Source organism: Aliivibrio fischeri ATCC 7744 = JCM 18803 = DSM 507 (genome assembly GCF_023983475.1).
GTDB classification, from domain to species: domain Bacteria; phylum Pseudomonadota; class Gammaproteobacteria; order Enterobacterales; family Vibrionaceae; genus Aliivibrio; species Aliivibrio fischeri.
Window position 1 is genome coordinate 345339 of the sequence record NZ_CP092712.1, and the last position, 18036, is coordinate 363374.

9 protein-coding genes, 2 tRNA genes and 4 rRNA genes are annotated in these 18036 nt (G+C 41.7%); 9 read left to right on the forward strand and 6 right to left on the reverse strand.

Translation table 11 applies throughout. The annotated features are described in order from the left end of the window. Positions 1 to 9 precede the first annotated feature (9 nt). From AVFI_RS01615 to AVFI_RS01635, 5 genes are all read right to left on the reverse strand, one after another. Positions 10 to 1269 (reverse strand): ABC transporter permease, encoded by a 1260-nt coding sequence (locus AVFI_RS01615; RefSeq protein ID WP_011261129.1) that lies wholly within the window; start codon positions 1267 to 1269, stop codon positions 10 to 12. Then, positions 1266 to 1952, reverse strand: coding sequence for an ABC transporter ATP-binding protein (locus AVFI_RS01620; protein WP_012532759.1), 687 nt, complete (start codon positions 1950 to 1952; stop codon positions 1266 to 1268). The genes AVFI_RS01615 and AVFI_RS01620 overlap by 4 nt, the downstream gene beginning before the upstream one ends. A gap of 36 nt (positions 1953 to 1988) precedes the next feature. Then, the gene (gene zrgA / locus AVFI_RS01625) at positions 1989 to 2669 is read right to left on the reverse strand and encodes a zinc uptake protein ZrgA (protein ID WP_054775584.1); all 681 of its coding nucleotides are present in this window, start codon (positions 2667 to 2669) and stop codon (positions 1989 to 1991) included. A gap of 47 nt (positions 2670 to 2716) precedes the next feature. Continuing rightward, a complete protein-coding gene (locus tag AVFI_RS01630; RefSeq protein ID WP_072055390.1) occupies positions 2717 to 3010 on the reverse strand; it encodes a DUF2607 family protein in 294 nt (97 codons plus the stop codon). A gap of 64 nt (positions 3011 to 3074) precedes the next feature. Beyond that, complete coding sequence (locus AVFI_RS01635) at positions 3075 to 3626, reverse strand: YtfJ family protein (protein WP_012532800.1); 552 nt, start codon at positions 3624 to 3626, stop codon at positions 3075 to 3077. Positions 3627 to 3833: 207 nt separating this feature from the next. Between AVFI_RS01635 and AVFI_RS01640 the strand changes: the two genes are divergently transcribed. Next, complete coding sequence (locus tag AVFI_RS01640) at positions 3834 to 4049, forward strand: DUF1107 domain-containing protein (RefSeq protein ID WP_005417417.1); 216 nt, start codon at positions 3834 to 3836, stop codon at positions 4047 to 4049. A 53-nt stretch (positions 4050 to 4102) separates the two neighbouring features. On the opposite strand, the gene msrA is transcribed toward AVFI_RS01640, so the two are convergent. Further along, the gene (gene msrA / locus AVFI_RS01645) at positions 4103 to 4681 is read right to left on the reverse strand and encodes a peptide-methionine (S)-S-oxide reductase MsrA (RefSeq protein ID WP_005417419.1); all 579 of its coding nucleotides are present in this window, start codon (positions 4679 to 4681) and stop codon (positions 4103 to 4105) included. 114 nt (positions 4682 to 4795) lie between these two features. Here msrA and tamA point away from each other — a divergent pair, with 114 nt between their 5' ends. From tamA to AVFI_RS01685, 8 genes are all read left to right on the forward strand, one after another. Next, positions 4796 to 6517 carry an autotransporter assembly complex protein TamA gene (gene tamA / locus AVFI_RS01650; protein WP_005417421.1) on the forward strand — a complete coding sequence of 574 codons (1722 nt, stop codon included), beginning with the start codon at positions 4796 to 4798 and terminating at the stop codon, positions 6515 to 6517. After that, positions 6514 to 10314 (forward strand): autotransporter assembly complex protein TamB, encoded by a 3801-nt coding sequence (tamB, locus tag AVFI_RS01655; RefSeq protein ID WP_155662576.1) that lies wholly within the window; start codon positions 6514 to 6516, stop codon positions 10312 to 10314. Before tamA ends, tamB begins: the two co-directional genes overlap by 4 nt. 545 nt (positions 10315 to 10859) lie before the next feature. Then, a 16S ribosomal RNA gene (locus tag AVFI_RS01660) occupies positions 10860 to 12412 on the forward strand. A 67-nt stretch (positions 12413 to 12479) separates the two neighbouring features. After that, positions 12480 to 12555: transfer RNA gene (locus AVFI_RS01665), tRNA-Glu, on the forward strand. Positions 12556 to 12831: 276 nt separating this feature from the next. Continuing rightward, a 23S ribosomal RNA gene (locus tag AVFI_RS01670) occupies positions 12832 to 15722 on the forward strand. Between the two features lie 114 nt (positions 15723 to 15836). Then, positions 15837 to 15952, forward strand: a 5S ribosomal RNA gene (gene rrf / locus AVFI_RS01675). Between the two features lie 364 nt (positions 15953 to 16316). After that, a 16S ribosomal RNA gene (locus tag AVFI_RS01680) occupies positions 16317 to 17869 on the forward strand. Together the 16S, 23S and 5S rRNA genes with 2 tRNA genes alongside form the textbook arrangement of a ribosomal RNA operon. Before the next feature lie 69 nt (positions 17870 to 17938). Beyond that, a tRNA-Ile gene (locus AVFI_RS01685) sits at positions 17939 to 18015 on the forward strand. The last annotated feature ends 21 nt before the right edge of the window (positions 18016 to 18036 follow it).

Consider the following 18036-nt stretch of genomic DNA (forward strand, 5'->3'; position numbering starts at 1 on the left):
AAAGGGTCCTTATAACCTTATTGTCATGCCATCACTTAAAGAGTGTCGGTAAGCTTGGATTGCTGGAATAACGCCAATCACAAAGCCTGAACACAAAACAAGACCAAGTAGCTTGAGTTCATAAAGTGTTGGTAGGGTTAACTCAATGGCAATGCCATAATATTGTTGGATTATAGGTTGTAGAATACTGAGAGATAAGTAAAGCCCCATTAGGCCTACTATGATCCCAAAGCTGGTTATTACTACGGCTTCACTAATCAATAAGATAAAGATATGCTTAGGTTGAGCCCCCATTGCACGCAAGATAGCCATTTCTCTACGGCGCTCTTGCAAGCTAGTTAATAGGCTTGTTAGCATTCCCATTAAGCCCGCGGCAACAACAAAAACAGATACGGCTAAGAGCGCTTGTTCTGCCACAGACATCATTCCCCATAATTCATGTAATGCGATACCTGGAAGAATGGCACTAAGTGGTTCTTTTGAATATTCATTAATGTAGCGTTGTAGAGCAAAGGTTTGAATCTTTGATTTTAATCCAAGCATGAAAGCTGTGATTTCTGCAGGTTCAAATTTTTGCTTTTCTAAGACTTTTGCATCTGGAGTATTGCCTAAATGCGCACCGCTTTCCCAGCCTACATGAATGGCTGATATTGCTTCTAGTGAAACATGTAGGGTTTTATCTACAGGTGTTCCTGTTGGTTTTAAAATACCTACGACAGTAAAAGGTAAATTATCGTGTCTGGTAAAAGACTTATCACTGATCCCGTGCGCAATAACCAATTTATCCCCTAAATGATAATTGAGTTTATTAGCAACATCAGCACCTAATACGACATCAAATAATCCATTAAATGATTTGCCTTCTTTAAACTCAAGAGGCTGTTTTTTTCCATATTGATAAAAACGAAAATAGTCTTGATTCGTCCCCATGACACGGAAACCTTTATGGGAATCACCTAGAGAAATCGGAATGGCCCACTTTACTGCTCTTTGATGAATGATTTCTTGATAGCTTTTCCAATCAATATTATTTGTCGCATTGCCTATTCTAAAAACAGAATAAAGCAGTAGGTTAACTTGACCAGAACGAGCACCAACAATCAAATCAGTATTCGAAATCGTGTTCGCAAAACTATTCTTAGCTTCTGTACGAATGCGTTCTACACCAACCAATAGCATTACCGAAATAGCAATTGTTGCAACAGTAAGTAATACGGTTGTTTTACGATTAATTAGACTTTTCCAAGCTAATTTTGTAATGCCTATCATGAGATGCCTCCTGCTTTATTCAATTCTCTTAAATCAATACTTTGATCGAATAAAGACTCTAAACTTGGGTCATGGCTGACAAAAAGTAAACTCGCGTTACTGTTTCTGCACTCATTCATTAATAACTCAATAAAAGCAAAACGAGTTTCGTGATCCAGTGCTGATGTCGGTTCATCGGCAATGATTAATTTAGGTTTTCCAATAAAAGCTCTAGCGGCGGCCACTCGTTGTTGTTGGCCAATACTTAAGTCTGTAATTGGCTTATTAAAATGAGACGCTGGTAATTGAAGCTGGGTTAAAAGACGTGTTGCTTCTATGCGTAATTCTTTTATAGATAATGTTTTTTTTGAAGAAAATTGATAAGGCAAAATTACATTATCGATAACGGATAAATAAGGTAGTAAGTTAAATTGCTGGAAAATATAACCAATATTATCAGCTCTGAATCTATCTCTTTGATTTGATGAGAGTTGATTAATATCAGTACCATTAATTGTTACACAACCAGACGTTGGTGAGAGGATACCCGTTAAAAGACTCAATAGGGTTGATTTACCACTTCCACTCGGACCTTTAATAAATAGTTTGCTTCCTTGTTTTTGAGTAAAAGAAGGAATATTTAATGTTAATTCACTTTGATTGGGCCAATGAAAAGTCAGGTTTGATAATTCAATAATGTTCATAGTAAAACTGGCGATGTTACCACCGCCATACCTAAGCTATAGAGTGATAACTGATGATTTTGGTGTTAATGACGCGGCTTTTTGTCCAGCATCACCAAGATATTGAATTGTCATTTTATGTGTATGAGGGAAGTGAGTGAACCACTGAGTTTCTATTTGATTTAGGTTTGAAATCGCTTCACAGTGATATTCATATTGAGCACTAAACTCACCATGCTTGCCATGTTCTTTATGGTGTTCACCATCATGGTGGTCGTGGTCGTGGTCGTGGTCGTGGTCGTGGTCGTGGTCGTGTTCATGGTCGTGTTCATGGTCATCATGATCGTTATGATTAACTAGGTTATGAGATACATGAGCTTCTTCAAATGTACATTTTGCATTTTCAGGAAGTGTAAAGATTAGGTTTGGGTTGTTTAATGTTTTTACTGCATTAGCAAGTACTTGCTTTTGAGCGTCATCCTTTGGAGCATGTTCAAAACCAACAACATCAGCACCAGGAGCGGTGATCTCAAAAAGTAAGTGATCACCATCTTGAGCAATATTAGTTTCAACAACACCATGGACATGAGCATCGTGGTGACGATGTTCAGTTTCATGATGCTCTCCATCATGGTGGTTATGATCATGGTGGTCATTAGCATTTGCAGCATAGCTTACCGAGAATAAAGAACCTGAAACGGCTAGGCAAAGAAGTGTTTTTTTATTACAGATAGACATAATAATTTCCTATTTTCTAAGAATGATAAATTGAATGTAATTATTGTTTAGAGAATAGACCGAGTTGGAGGTGCTCGCGAATGAACTGTTATGTTTAAAGGTGATGAGTTTTCAACTATAGAAAATAAAGAACAAATAATTAGCTGGGGAATAACTGGAGGTGATGTAATGTTGATACAAATTCCAGAGCTAAATGATTGAAACTGCTGGCAATGATGATCTTCATGATGATGTAAGTTGGTATCAACTTGGTGATTAGCAACCAAAATACCAAACAACGCTAGGAGTATTGCAAACCCCCAATTTAACCAGCGTTGTTTAGTAAAGAAATACGATTGCATTGTACTACCCTAATTGAATGAGTAGTAAATGTAATAATATAACATTTTATAAGCAAGGCATTATTTATAATTGAGTGTGAATTAGCGCAATAACTTGCTTAATTTCATCCTTTGATAACTTTCCTTCTTTAATAAAAAGAATTTTCCCTTCTTTATCTTGAACGATAATTGCTGAACTTTCAGGTTGTAAATCCCAAGCTTTTGCTACCTTACCGTGCTCATCTAATACCATTGAAGACCATGAAAACTCTTCTTTGCTTTCTTCAGCAGAAGACTTCACAAATCCACCAGTTCCCCAGATAGAATCATCTTGATTGATGATGGTTGTTGTTTGATATTCTGTTTCTGGGAACTTTTCTAATGTAATAGCACTCATAAGATCGGCGTTCATTGCTTTCGCACTGCTTCGACCTGCTATTGCCTGCAATACTCGAACTTTTCCTTTAAGTTGTTCAGTATTCCAGCTTTGATAGGTTGCAGCTGAGTTTTTAAAAAAGATTTCACCATATTGTTCAATCGAAACAGATGGAACTTCTTTATTAAGAGTTAGGTTGTGAGCAAATGAAAGAGAAGGGAGCAGACAAGCTGCAAGTGTAAGTAGTTTTACTTTTTTCATTTTTATTATCCTTGATGATTAACTTTCGTAGTTTAGTGTAGCGATAAGAAAAAAGCGATTCGACCAGTCCTTGCTGTTTTGATTTTCTCCTTGTTGAAAATAGTTTTGCTTCCTATAATGTTAATCACTTGTTTTGTTTGTAATAAAATAGTGTGAATTGGCGTTTGTTTTCAGGACTAATAAAACCTTTATATGGATAATCGGGGAATGGCTATGTTTAGAAATTTTAAGGCTTATCGACCATTGCAAGTCGCTCGTTTTGTAAAAACGTTATTTAAGGGTAATTTGCATATTGAAGGAATTGGAACTTTTGAGTTTGATGGCGGTAAAATTTTAATGCCAAATCAAGGAACTAAGAAAATGCTATTAGTTATGAGTGAAGTGAATCAACATATTCGTCAACTATCAATGATGCCTGCTTAAAATTATAGTAATAGTTAATAGAAGGTGCTCGTGGTCATGAGCACCTTTTTTGTTTATATGAAACAAACTCCAGTACCTTTTAGACCACAATAACCATCAGGGTTTTTAGCTAAATATTGTTGGTGATACTCTTCGGCAAAGTAAAAGGTTTGGGCTGGTACAACTTCCGTTGTAATAGCTCGCATGATACCTTGTTTTTGTAGAGCTGCTTGGTATTGCTGTTGAGTTTGTTTCGCTGTTTCCAGTTGCTCTTTAGATGTTGTATAAATAGCTGAACGATATTGTGACCCAATATCGTTACCTTGTCGCATTCCTTCTGTAGGGTCGTGTTTTTGCCAGAAAGAATGTAATAAGGTATCTAATGAAATTATTGTTGGGTCAAAAATGATTTTTACAACTTCAGTATGATTAGTTGTGCCTGTACAGACTTCTTTATAAGTAGGGTGTGATGTTGCTCCTCCGCAGTATCCAACCGCAGTAGAGTAGACGCCTTCTAACTGCCAAAAAAGACGTTCAGCACCCCAAAAGCAACCCATACCAAAAAATATTTGTTCAAAATTTGGCGGTATGAATTCTAAATTACGTTGAGAAATAAAATGAAGTGGTGGTGACGTTGGTTGTTTAGTTGTCATGTTGCATCCTTCAACTGAGTTAAGATAGAAGACATTTATCTTGTGCTACTCTATAAAACGAGTAAATTACCATTGCATATAATGCATTAATGAATCAATAGAATAATTACAAGTATGATAAAGAAGTTACCTTTATTCATTATAGTTTGTTTGCTTGCAATCTCATCTCAAGCCTTAGCAGAAACAGAACTAGAAATAGAGGGATTAGAAGGACCTTTGCTGAGTAATGTCGAAGCATATATCTCAGGTATTCCAGAAGAAGACTATTCTGTCTCTCTTCGTTTCCAAGCTCGTCTTCAAGAAAGTGTTACCGATGCCTTAAAAGCTCTTGGTTATTATCAACCAGTCACTACTTTCACTATCGAAGGAGAACAATCAGATCATACTTTAATTATGAATATCGAAGCAGGCGCACCTGTTATTATCTATGTCAGCGATATAGTGATTAGTGGTGAAGCTGCGACAGATGAGGATTTTATTAAGGCCGTAGATAATTCTGGATTAAATCTTGGACAAGTCATTAATCATGGTCGATATGAAAGTTTAAAAAGTACGCTACAAAATTTGGCATTGAGAAAAGGCTATTTTGATGGTGATTTTACGACGAATCTTTTGGAAATAGCACCTGGTCGACATCAAGCAATGGTTCGTTTGCATTATGATAGTGGTAAACGATACAGTTTTGGGGATACATCGATTGATGGTAGTCAAATTGAAGAAAAAAGAGTTCGCTCAATTATTCCGTTTAAAGCTGGAGACCCTTATCTTGCAAGTCAAGTCGGTGAATTAAATCAATCCCTTTCAAATACTGAGTGGTTCTCTTCTGTTTATGTTGAGCCAGATATCGACGCTGTTGGAAAAACATATCAACTGCCAATGAAAGTCCATCTTTCGCCTCAAGTTAAAAATCAATTAGAAACAAGTATTGGTTATGCAACTGACGTTGGTGCGAGGGGGAAAATTCGCTGGAAAAAGCCTTGGTTAAACCCTGAAGGACACAGTTTAGATACTGCTCTTTCAATTTCAAAACCAGAACAAGAAGCAACTATTTCTTATAAGATCCCGTTAGAGCAAGTTTTAAAAGATTATTACATCGTCAAATATGGTCTTAAAAACGTAGATAATAATGATACAGACAGTTTAGAGTCGAATTTAGCTTTTGAAAGACATTGGGTTTATGACTCAGGTTGGCATCGAACTATCTATACTCGTTTTTTATATGAAGAATTTACTCAAGGTGTACAAGATGGCACTGCATGGTTAGTGTTACCTGGTATTTCTTTTTCTCAAAGCCGTTCCCGTGGTGGCACCATGCCAATGTGGGGAGATAAAAAAGCATTTACCATTGAGGCAACAGATCAAGCCTTAACATCGGATGTGAAGTTATTACGTTTACAAGCTCAAGGTGCGATTGTTCGTAGTATCGGAGAAAACCATAGAGGTGTAGCTCGTGCCGATATTGGTGCTATATATACTGATGATTTTTATAAGTTACCGCCCTCAATTCGTTTTTTCGCTGGTGGTGATAATAGTATTCGTGGTTATGGCTATGAAGAAGTATCTCCAAAAGACAGTGAAGGTTATTTAACTGGTGGCCAATATATGGCGACAGCTAGCCTTGAGTATCAATATCGAGTAGTCGGTAATTGGTGGGTTGCAACGTTTGTTGATTATGGTGATGCATGGTTAGATACTCCAGATTGGAAAATGGGTACCGGTGTTGGTATACGATGGGCTTCGCCTGTAGGTCCCGTTCGACTTGATTTCGCATGGGGGCTTGATGCTGAGCCAGGCGATGAATTTAAAGTCCATTTTACCTTGGGGCCAGAAGTATGAGTTCCATTAACATGAACGAAGAACATAACAATCAAGAGTTGAAGAAAAAACGACGTTTTAGTCGCCACTGTCTTTGCTTTGCTCTTTTTTTTCCATCAATTTTATTATTACTCCTATTAATAGTAGGCGCCGTTGTCTTTACGAATTCAGGATTAAAGCTGATAGTTTGGGGCGCAGAAAAAGCACTTCCTGAACTATCAATTGAAGGTGTAGAAGGAAGTGTCATTCCTGAATTTACATTATCGAATATAACCTATGACAATAGACAATTGCTTAGTACGGAGATATCTCGCTTTCATTTTGCACTAACACCTAAATGTCTATTAATTCCTTCCGTTTGTATTGATGAGATTTCTGTGGATGGACTGACGTTAGATTTTCCAACACTCCCAACTTCAAATGAAGAAGAGCCAACGAATACTGCTGAAAATACGTTGTTGTCGATTCCTATCCCGATTGCAATAACCAATATTACCTTAAACAATATAGATGCGAATATTTTGGGAAATCATATTCAGTGGAAAACATTTTCTACTGGAGTGAATATCCATAAAAGTGAATTAACATTAACTCCTTTGAACTGGGATCATATTCGCTTAGAGCTTGCTTCAAGTGAAAGCACTGCTGTAAAAAATACAGAAAAAACAACATCGTCAAAAAAAGATGATGCACCTATCGTTTTACCTGAAGTATTTATCCCTTTAAATATAAAAGTTGAACAGTTCGCACTTCGTGATTTTATCCTACAGCAAGAGACCCCCGTAAAAGTAAACAAACTAAACTTCAAAGCAACTGCTGGTGAAAATAACGCGAGTATTAATGATTTTTACTTGGATGTACCACAGGCAAACTTATCACTTAATAATGAAGTGGTTTTAAAGGGGGATTACCCTCTTACTTTAGACGGATTGCTTGAACTAAAAGAAACGGAACTAAAAGGTCATAAGTTAGCTATAGAAGTTGATGGAAGTGTTGCTGATTTGAATGCTTCATTAACCTTGAGTGGTGGTCTAAAGGTTAAAGTCGATGCAAATGTTCATCCTTTAGATAAAAAATTTCCGTTTGATATACATGTATATAAAGGTGACCTGTACTGGCCATTAACTGGAGATAAAGACATTAAGGTTCACATCCCTAATATAAAGACAGAAGGTAATCTTGATCAATATAACTTTGCAAGTGCTCTATATATAGAGGGGAAATCAATTCCTCAAACAGATTTACGCTTAGAAGGAAGAGGAACCTTAGAGAAAGTCGATTTATCTGATTTGTTAATTGATACGTTAGGTGGATCCATTTCAGGAAGTGCAGAAGTCAATTGGGCTTCATTGGTATCGTGGAAAACAGATATTAATTTGCAGAATATACAACCCGGATTACAGTGGCCAGAAGCCGAAGGGGATATCAGTGGGCAATTGATTACTGATGGACATTTAACTGAAAATGGTGGCTGGGTTGTTGATGTACCGACTATAGATATTAATGGTGTATTCAGAAATTACCCTTTGCTAGTTCAGGGTGCATTAAAAGCTGATGATGTTCGAGGTGTGGGCGAACCTCATTTAAATATTTCCCAGTTAACAATTAACCATGGTGATAATGGTTTAGCGGTTTCTGGTGAATTAAACAAAGAGTGGGATCTAAACGTTAATATCGATTTCCCAGAGTTATCAGATAGCGTGCCAGATGTTCATGGCAAATTGATTGGTAATGTTGCATTAACGGGAGAGTTAACTAAACCTAGAATCGATCTTGATATCGATGCTCTAGGATTACAGTTACCTAAGAAGGCAACCTTAAATAAAGCTTCTATAGAAGGATATATAGTACCGTCTCCAACAATTGATGCCGATTTAAGTATTAAGTTATTAGACGGAAAATACCAAAAACAAGTATTGAATGATTTGATTATTCGATTTAGTGGTAAAGAACAAGCTCACAAATTGCAAATAGACTTAAATTCAAACGTTATTGATTCTCACCTTGTATTTAAAGGCTCACTTGATCGAACCCAAGGTTGGACAGGGGAATTAAGTGAAGCTGATGTGATTACTGAAATTGGACCATGGAATTTAGATAAAAAAGCAGACCTTGCTTATGACATTAAAAAAGAAGAATTATTTGTTCAGGCAAACTGTTGGAGTCAGGGAAAAACGGCGCTTTGTTTGAATAAAGATTTATATGCCGGTAAGTCCGGTGATGCTGATATAAGCATTAAACATTTTGAATTTAGTAAACTGCAAAAATTCATTCCAGAAGAAACCGTTATTAATGGTGAAGTTAATCTTGATGCATTAGCTAAGTGGTCTGTTGGTCAGCCTCCTTATGTTAAAGCTAAATTGCATCTTCCAAAGGGTAATATTCAACAGCAGATGGAAAGCCCACTTATTATTGGTTGGGACGATTTTACTGTTAATGCTGAAATGAAAGATGATGAGTTAGCTGCTGATTGGCTGCTAGCGTTAACTGATAATGGCCAATTAACAGGAAATATGAAAATTGACCAGTTAACAAAAGCAAAAACATTAACGGGTAACTCAAAGATAGAGCAAGTTTCATTAGCAATGTTAGAGCCTATTTTAGGTGAATATAGCCAACTGAGAGCGATGGTGAATTCTGATATTGATATTTCTGGGCCAATAGAACATCCGAAATTGTTAGGTAACTTGAGTATCGATGAGATAAAAGTCAAAGGTGAGGTATCTCCCGTAGATATTAATGAGGGAAATATTGATATTGTTTTCGCAGGTCATAGCGGAAAACTAAGCTCATTAATTACAACTGCTGATGGTGACTTGCATATTGATGGTACTGCGCATTGGAGTGATTTGAATAAGTGGGATGCTGGCTTAGATATTTTTGGGAATGAATTACAAGTTAATGTGCCACCAATGGTAAAACTCAAAGTTAAGCCTGATATGAAGATTCGAATTAACCCTACACTCGCTAAGATTACGGGTTCTATTGGAATACCATGGGGCAGGATTGTTGTTCAAGAATTACCAGAGAGTGCTATTGGAGTATCTAAAGATGAAGTTATTCTTGGCGATGATCTAAAACCAATAGAAAAACCATCACCATTACCTATGACGGTTGAAACCGATATTAATATCAATATTGGTAATGATGTACTGTTATCAGCGTTTGGTTTAGAAGGTGGGTTAGTTGGTAATCTTAATATTACTCAAAAAAATAAAGGGCCATTTATTACAGGTGAAGTAAATATTAAAGAAGGGACGTATCGTTCATTTGGGCAAGATCTACAAATTAGAAAAGGTAAAATTCTATTTAATGGTCCAGCAGACCAACCTTATGTAGATATAAAGGCAATTCGAAATCCTGAGAATACACAAGATGACGTTGTTGCTGGTATTAAGGTCACAGGTCCTGCTGATACACCAAGAGTGGAAATATTTTCATCACCAAGCATGCCTCAAGCTAATGCGCTTTCTTATTTATTAAGAGGACAAGATATTGATGGGGAGTCAGGTGGCAATGCAATGACAACCACTTTAATTGGATTAAGTTTGGCAAAAAGCGGAAAGGTTGTTGGTGAAATTGGCCAGGCATTTGGTGTACAAGATTTACAATTAGATACGGCTGGTTCAGGAGATGACTCACAAGTAACGATTAGTGGTTATATAGCCCCTGGATTACAAGTGAAGTATGGAGTCGGCATATTTAACTCATTAGGTGAATTTACATTGAGATATCGAATTATTAGTGATCTCTATATAGAAGCTGTATCAGGAGTAGATAATGCTGTTGATTTAATTTATCAGTTTGAATTTGATTAAAACAGGTCAGATGTGGATAACTTTGTGGGTAAGCTGTTGCCATGGTAAGGGTAAAAAAAGATAAGTTTTCTTTTGAATAAAATGCCATCAAACAAGCATAAAATATAAAAAAAAAGCTATTTTATGCTTGCTAATGAAATCGAACTCCCTATAATGCGACCTCACTGACACGGAGCGCTCAACCAAGAGCTGCAAAGGGTTGGTAAGAAAAACGGTTTGAAAATTAAATTTAAAAAAGTGTTTGACACGAAAGTTTAATTAGCTAAAATGACCGTCCTCTTCACAGAGAAGCGGAAACGCTTTGAAAGTAGAAGAAAAGCTCTTTAAAAATTAGAAACCTATTAATCTGTGTGGGCACTTGTGAATTGATAATCACTATTTGCGAAAGCAAACTGTTTGTTTTCATTTTTTAAAATGAAAGTAAATAGAATCAATGAACTGAGTGACTACACAAAATTACTTTTATGTAACAATCAGTATTAATCATTGAGTCGGTTTTGTTTCTGCTTCTCTTTATAGAAAAGACAGAGCAACCAAAAAAACTTTAATTGAAGAGTTTGATCATGGCTCAGATTGAACGCTGGCGGCAGGCCTAACACATGCAAGTCGAGCGGAAACGACTTAACTGAACCTTCGGGGGATGTTAAGGGCGTCGAGCGGCGGACGGGTGAGTAATGCCTGGGAATATGCCTTAGTGTGGGGGATAACTATTGGAAACGATAGCTAATACCGCATAATGTCTTCGGACCAAAGAGGGGGACCTTCGGGCCTCTCGCGCTAAGATTAGCCCAGGTGAGATTAGCTAGTTGGTGAGGTAAGAGCTCACCAAGGCGACGATCTCTAGCTGGTCTGAGAGGATGATCAGCCACACTGGAACTGAGACACGGTCCAGACTCCTACGGGAGGCAGCAGTGGGGAATATTGCACAATGGGCGAAAGCCTGATGCAGCCATGCCGCGTGTATGAAGAAGGCCTTCGGGTTGTAAAGTACTTTCAGTAGGGAGGAAGGTGTTGTAGTTAATAGCTGCAGCATTTGACGTTACCTACAGAAGAAGCACCGGCTAACTCCGTGCCAGCAGCCGCGGTAATACGGAGGGTGCGAGCGTTAATCGGAATTACTGGGCGTAAAGCGCATGCAGGTGGTTCATTAAGTCAGATGTGAAAGCCCGGGGCTCAACCTCGGAACCGCATTTGAAACTGGTGAACTAGAGTGCTGTAGAGGGGGGTAGAATTTCAGGTGTAGCGGTGAAATGCGTAGAGATCTGAAGGAATACCAGTGGCGAAGGCGGCCCCCTGGACAGACACTGACACTCAGATGCGAAAGCGTGGGGAGCAAACAGGATTAGATACCCTGGTAGTCCACGCCGTAAACGATGTCTACTTGGAGGTTGTTCCCTTGAGGAGTGGCTTTCGGAGCTAACGCGTTAAGTAGACCGCCTGGGGAGTACGGTCGCAAGATTAAAACTCAAATGAATTGACGGGGGCCCGCACAAGCGGTGGAGCATGTGGTTTAATTCGATGCAACGCGAAGAACCTTACCTACTCTTGACATCCAGAGAATTCGCTAGAGATAGCTTAGTGCCTTCGGGAACTCTGAGACAGGTGCTGCATGGCTGTCGTCAGCTCGTGTTGTGAAATGTTGGGTTAAGTCCCGCAACGAGCGCAACCCTTATCCTTGTTTGCCAGCACGTAATGGTGGGAACTCCAGGGAGACTGCCGGTGATAAACCGGAGGAAGGTGGGGACGACGTCAAGTCATCATGGCCCTTACGAGTAGGGCTACACACGTGCTACAATGGCGCATACAGAGGGCTGCAAGCTAGCGATAGTGAGCGAATCCCAAAAAGTGCGTCGTAGTCCGGATTGGAGTCTGCAACTCGACTCCATGAAGTCGGAATCGCTAGTAATCGTAGATCAGAATGCTACGGTGAATACGTTCCCGGGCCTTGTACACACCGCCCGTCACACCATGGGAGTGGGCTGCAAAAGAAGTGGGTAGTTTAACCTTCGGGAGGACGCTCACCACTTTGTGGTTCATGACTGGGGTGAAGTCGTAACAAGGTAGCCCTAGGGGAACCTGGGGCTGGATCACCTCCTTAAACGATAGATTGCGATTTATGAGTGTTCACACAGATTAATTAGGTTTTGAATTTAGAGTATCTTAGTGTCCCGTTCGTCTAGAGGCCTAGGACACCGCCCTTTCACGGCGGTAACAGGGGTTCGACTCCCCTACGGGATACCATCTTTAAATATTCTCTCTTTTGAGAGTCTTTAAAAATGGTTACACGCATAAGCGTGAAATCGCTCTTTAACAATTTGGAAAGCTGACTGATTTAAATAACTTACGAGTTATTCAAATCAAAATTTAAAAGTTCTTAATATCCTTTGTTTTACTTTGTAAAACGAAGAACAACACATTCAAGTGTTCTTGTATTTTGAATCCGGCGAAAAACCAGAACTCGCAATGACGAGTTCAACCTTGGTTGTTTATGCCATACGAAACCTCTTGGGGTTGTATGGTTAAGTGACTAAGCGTACACGGTGGATGCCTTGGCAGTCAGAGGCGATGAAAGACGTATTAACTTGCGATAAGCCCAGATTAGGTAGTAAAAACCATTTGAGTCTGGGATTTCTGAATGGGGAAACCCACGTGCATAAGCACGTATCACTACATGAATACATAGTGTAGTGAGGCGAACCGGGAGAACTGAAACATCTAAGTACCCCGAGGAAGAGAAATCAACCGAGATCCCGAAAGTAGCGGCGAGCGAAATTGGGTTAGCCCTTAAGCTTTTAATGAGACAGGTGAAGGCTCTGGAAAGTGCCGCGATACAGGGTGATAGCCCCGTAACCGACATCTCATCATCAGTGAAAACGAGTAAGGCGGGACACGTGATATCCTGTCTGAATATGGGGGGACCATCCTCCAAGGCTAAATACTACTGACTGACCGATAGTGAACCAGTACCGTGAGGGAAAGGCGAAAAGAACCCCTGTGAGGGGAGTGAAATAGAACCTGAAACCGTGTACGTACAAGCAGTAGGAGCACCCTCGTGGTGTGACTGCGTACCTTTTGTATAATGGGTCAGCGACTTATATTCAGTGGCAAGGTTAACCGTTTAGGGGAGCCGTAGGGAAACCGAGTCTTAACTGGGCGTTCAGTCTCTGGATATAGACCCGAAACCAGGTGATCTAGCCATGGGCAGGTTGAAGATTGAGTAACATCAATTGGAGGACCGAACCGACTAATGTTGAAAAATTAGCGGATGACTTGTGGCTAGGGGTGAAAGGCCAATCAAACCTGGAGATAGCTGGTTCTCCCCGAAATCTATTTAGGTAGAGCCTCGGACGAATACTACTGGGGGTAGAGCACTGTTAAGGCTAGGGGGTCATCCCGACTTACCAACCCTTTGCAAACTCCGAATACCAGTAAGTACTATCCGGGAGACACACGGCGGGTGCTAACGTCCGTCGTGGAGAGGGAAACAACCCAGACCGCCAGCTAAGGTCCCAAAGTTATAGTTAAGTGGGAAACGATGTGGGAAGGCTCAGACAGCCAGGATGTTGGCTTAGAAGCAGCCATCATTTAAAGAAAGCGTAATAGCTCACTGGTCGAGTCGGCCTGCGCGGAAGATGTAACGGGGCTAAACTATACACCGAAGCTGCGGCAATACAGTTTACTGTATTGGGTAGGGGAGCGTTCTGTAAGCGGTTGAAGGTGCGTTGTAAAGCGTGCTGGACGTATCAGAAGTGCGAATGCTGACATGAGTAACGATAAAGCGGGTGAAAAACCCGCTCGCCGGAAGACCAAGGGTTCCTGTCCAACGTTAATCGGGGCAGGGTAAGTCGACCCCTAAGGCGAGGCCGAAAGGCGTAGTCGATGGGAAACGGGTTAATATTCCCGTACTTCTTACAATTGCGATGGGGGGACGGAGAAGGCTAGGTGGGCTTGGCGACGGTCGTCCAAGTTCAAGTATGTAGGCTGTATTCTTAGGCAAATCCGGGAATACACTAGGCTGAGATACGATGTCGAGCTACTACGGTAGTGAAGCCATTGATGCCATGCTTCCAGGAAAAGCCTCTAAGCTTCAGATTGTAAGGAATCGTACCCCAAACCGACACAGGTGGTCGAGTAGAGAATACTAAGGCGCTTGAGAGAACTCGGGTGAAGGAACTAGGCAAAATGGTACCGTAACTTCGGGAGAAGGTACGCTCCTAGCGGTGATGAGACTTGCTCTCTAAGCTGCCGGGAGTCGCAGATACCAGGTGGCTGCAACTGTTTATTAAAAACATAGCACTGTGCTAAATCGTAAGATGACGTATACGGTGTGACGCCTGCCCGGTGCTTGAAGGTTAATTGATGGGGTTAGACTTCGGTCGAAGCTCTTGATCGAAGCCCAAGTAAACGGCGGCCGTAACTATAACGGTCCTAAGGTAGCGAAATTCCTTGTCGGGTAAGTTCCGACCTGCACGAATGGCGTAATGATGGCCACGCTGTCTCCACCCGAGACTCAGTGAAATTGAAATCGCTGTGAAGATGCAGTGTACCCGCGGCTAGACGGAAAGACCCCGTGAACCTTTACTACAGCTTGGCACTGAACATTGACCCTACATGTGTAGGATAGGTGGGAGCCTTTGAAGCAAGTACGCCAGTATTTGTGGAGGCAATCTTGAAATACCACCCTTGTATGCTTGATGTTCTAACGTTGGCCCCTTATCGGGGTTGCGGACAGTGCCTGGTGGGTAGTTTGACTGGGGCGGTCTCCTCCCAAAGAGTAACGGAGGAGCACGAAGGTGGGCTAATCACGGTTGGACATCGTGAGGTTAGTGCAATGGCATAAGCCCGCTTGACTGCGAGAATGACAATTCGAGCAGGTGCGAAAGCAGGTCATAGTGATCCGGTGGTTCTGAATGGAAGGGCCATCGCTCAACGGATAAAAGGTACTCCGGGGATAACAGGCTGATACCGCCCAAGAGTTCATATCGACGGCGGTGTTTGGCACCTCGATGTCGGCTCATCACATCCTGGGGCTGAAGTCGGTCCCAAGGGTATGGCTGTTCGCCATTTAAAGTGGTACGCGAGCTGGGTTTAGAACGTCGTGAGACAGTTCGGTCCCTATCTGCCGTGGGCGTTGGATGATTGAAGGGGGCTGCTCCTAGTACGAGAGGACCGGAGTGGACGAACCTCTGGTGTTCGGGTTGTCACGCCAGTGGCATTGCCCGGTAGCTAAGTTCGGAATCGATAAACGCTGAAAGCATCTAAGCGTGAAGCGAGCCCTGAGATGAGTCATCCCTGATACTTTAAGTATCCTAAAGGGTTGTTGGAGACTACGACGTAGATAGGTCAGGTGTGTAAGTGCTGCGAGGCATTGAGCTAACTGATACTAATTGCCCGTGAGGCTTAACCATACAACACCCAAGGGGTTTTGAACGGATTTGAAGTTGCAAGAAACAAATTGAATGTGATTAAGAACACAATATAGCTTTCCAGATACTCTTTATTAAATAAAGAGAAAGAATTTGCTTGGCGACCATAGCATTATGGACCCACCTGATCCCATGCCGAACTCAGAAGTGAAACGTAATAGCGCCGATGGTAGTGTGGGGTTTCCCCATGTGAGAGTAGGACATCGCCAGGCTTGAATTTGAATGAGAGCCCGTTCAGTTGAACGGGCTTTTATTTCGCTCCCAGACTGTCACTGTGAGCCAAGTCAACATAACGTTTTTAACGATTCAAAAACAATTGAAAAAGTTGAAAATATTATCTTGACTTTCAAATCAGACAGCGTATTATACGCAGCCTGAAACGACGAAGCGGAAACGCTAAGTGGTTGAAAGACAAGCTCTTTAACAATTTAACCAAATCAATCTGTGTGGGCACTTGTGAATTGATAATCAACAAATTATCAATGAACTGAGTGACTACACAAAATTACTTTTATGTAACAATCAGTATTAATCATTGAGTCGGTTTTGTTTCTGCTGAAACAAACCAAAAAACTTTAATTGAAGAGTTTGATCATGGCTCAGATTGAACGCTGGCGGCAGGCCTAACACATGCAAGTCGAGCGGAAACGACTTAACTGAACCTTCGGGGAACGTTAAGGGCGTCGAGCGGCGGACGGGTGAGTAATGCCTGGGAATATGCCTTAGTGTGGGGGATAACTATTGGAAACGATAGCTAATACCGCATAATGTCTTCGGACCAAAGAGGGGGACCTTCGGGCCTCTCGCGCTAAGATTAGCCCAGGTGAGATTAGCTAGTTGGTGAGGTAAGAGCTCACCAAGGCGACGATCTCTAGCTGGTCTGAGAGGATGATCAGCCACACTGGAACTGAGACACGGTCCAGACTCCTACGGGAGGCAGCAGTGGGGAATATTGCACAATGGGCGAAAGCCTGATGCAGCCATGCCGCGTGTATGAAGAAGGCCTTCGGGTTGTAAAGTACTTTCAGTAGGGAGGAAGGTGTTGTAGTTAATAGCTGCAGCATTTGACGTTACCTACAGAAGAAGCACCGGCTAACTCCGTGCCAGCAGCCGCGGTAATACGGAGGGTGCGAGCGTTAATCGGAATTACTGGGCGTAAAGCGCATGCAGGTGGTTCATTAAGTCAGATGTGAAAGCCCGGGGCTCAACCTCGGAACCGCATTTGAAACTGGTGAACTAGAGTGCTGTAGAGGGGGGTAGAATTTCAGGTGTAGCGGTGAAATGCGTAGAGATCTGAAGGAATACCAGTGGCGAAGGCGGCCCCCTGGACAGACACTGACACTCAGATGCGAAAGCGTGGGGAGCAAACAGGATTAGATACCCTGGTAGTCCACGCCGTAAACGATGTCTACTTGGAGGTTGTTCCCTTGAGGAGTGGCTTTCGGAGCTAACGCGTTAAGTAGACCGCCTGGGGAGTACGGTCGCAAGATTAAAACTCAAATGAATTGACGGGGGCCCGCACAAGCGGTGGAGCATGTGGTTTAATTCGATGCAACGCGAAGAACCTTACCTACTCTTGACATCCAGAGAATTCGCTAGAGATAGCTTAGTGCCTTCGGGAACTCTGAGACAGGTGCTGCATGGCTGTCGTCAGCTCGTGTTGTGAAATGTTGGGTTAAGTCCCGCAACGAGCGCAACCCTTATCCTTGTTTGCCAGCACGTAATGGTGGGAACTCCAGGGAGACTGCCGGTGATAAACCGGAGGAAGGTGGGGACGACGTCAAGTCATCATGGCCCTTACGAGTAGGGCTACACACGTGCTACAATGGCGCATACAGAGGGCTGCAAGCTAGCGATAGTGAGCGAATCCCAAAAAGTGCGTCGTAGTCCGGATTGGAGTCTGCAACTCGACTCCATGAAGTCGGAATCGCTAGTAATCGTAGATCAGAATGCTACGGTGAATACGTTCCCGGGCCTTGTACACACCGCCCGTCACACCATGGGAGTGGGCTGCAAAAGAAGTGGGTAGTTTAACCTTCGGGAGGACGCTCACCACTTTGTGGTTCATGACTGGGGTGAAGTCGTAACAAGGTAGCCCTAGGGGAACCTGGGGCTGGATCACCTCCTTAAACGATAGATTACGATTTATGAGTGTTCACACAGATTGATTAGGTTAAAAAATTAAGAGACTTAATGTTGGGTCTGTAGCTCAGTTGGTTAGAGCGCACCCCTGATAAGGGTGAGGTCGGTGGTTCAAATCCACTCAGACCCACCAATACTTCTCCAGAAAGTATTG

Bases quoted from the DNA above. Each gene is read 5' to 3' on its own strand.
- zrgA (WP_054775584.1), bottom strand. From the start codon at position 2,669: ATGTCTATCTGTAATAAAAAAACACTTCTTTGCCTAGCCGTTTCAGGT.
- AVFI_RS01615 (WP_011261129.1), bottom strand. From the start codon at position 1,269: ATGATAGGCATTACAAAATTAGCTTGGAAAAGTCTAATTAATCGTAAA.
- tamB (WP_155662576.1), top strand. From the start codon at position 6,514: ATGAGTTCCATTAACATGAACGAAGAACATAACAATCAAGAGTTGAAG.
- AVFI_RS01640 (WP_005417417.1), top strand. From the start codon at position 3,834: ATGGCTATGTTTAGAAATTTTAAGGCTTATCGACCATTGCAAGTCGCT.
- AVFI_RS01630 (WP_072055390.1), bottom strand. From the start codon at position 3,010: ATGCAATCGTATTTCTTTACTAAACAACGCTGGTTAAATTGGGGGTTT.
- msrA (WP_005417419.1), bottom strand. From the start codon at position 4,681: ATGACAACTAAACAACCAACGTCACCACCACTTCATTTTATTTCTCAA.
- AVFI_RS01620 (WP_012532759.1), bottom strand. From the start codon at position 1,952: ATGAACATTATTGAATTATCAAACCTGACTTTTCATTGGCCCAATCAA.
- tamA (WP_005417421.1), top strand. From the start codon at position 4,796: ATGATAAAGAAGTTACCTTTATTCATTATAGTTTGTTTGCTTGCAATC.
- AVFI_RS01635 (WP_012532800.1), bottom strand. From the start codon at position 3,626: ATGAAAAAAGTAAAACTACTTACACTTGCAGCTTGTCTGCTCCCTTCT.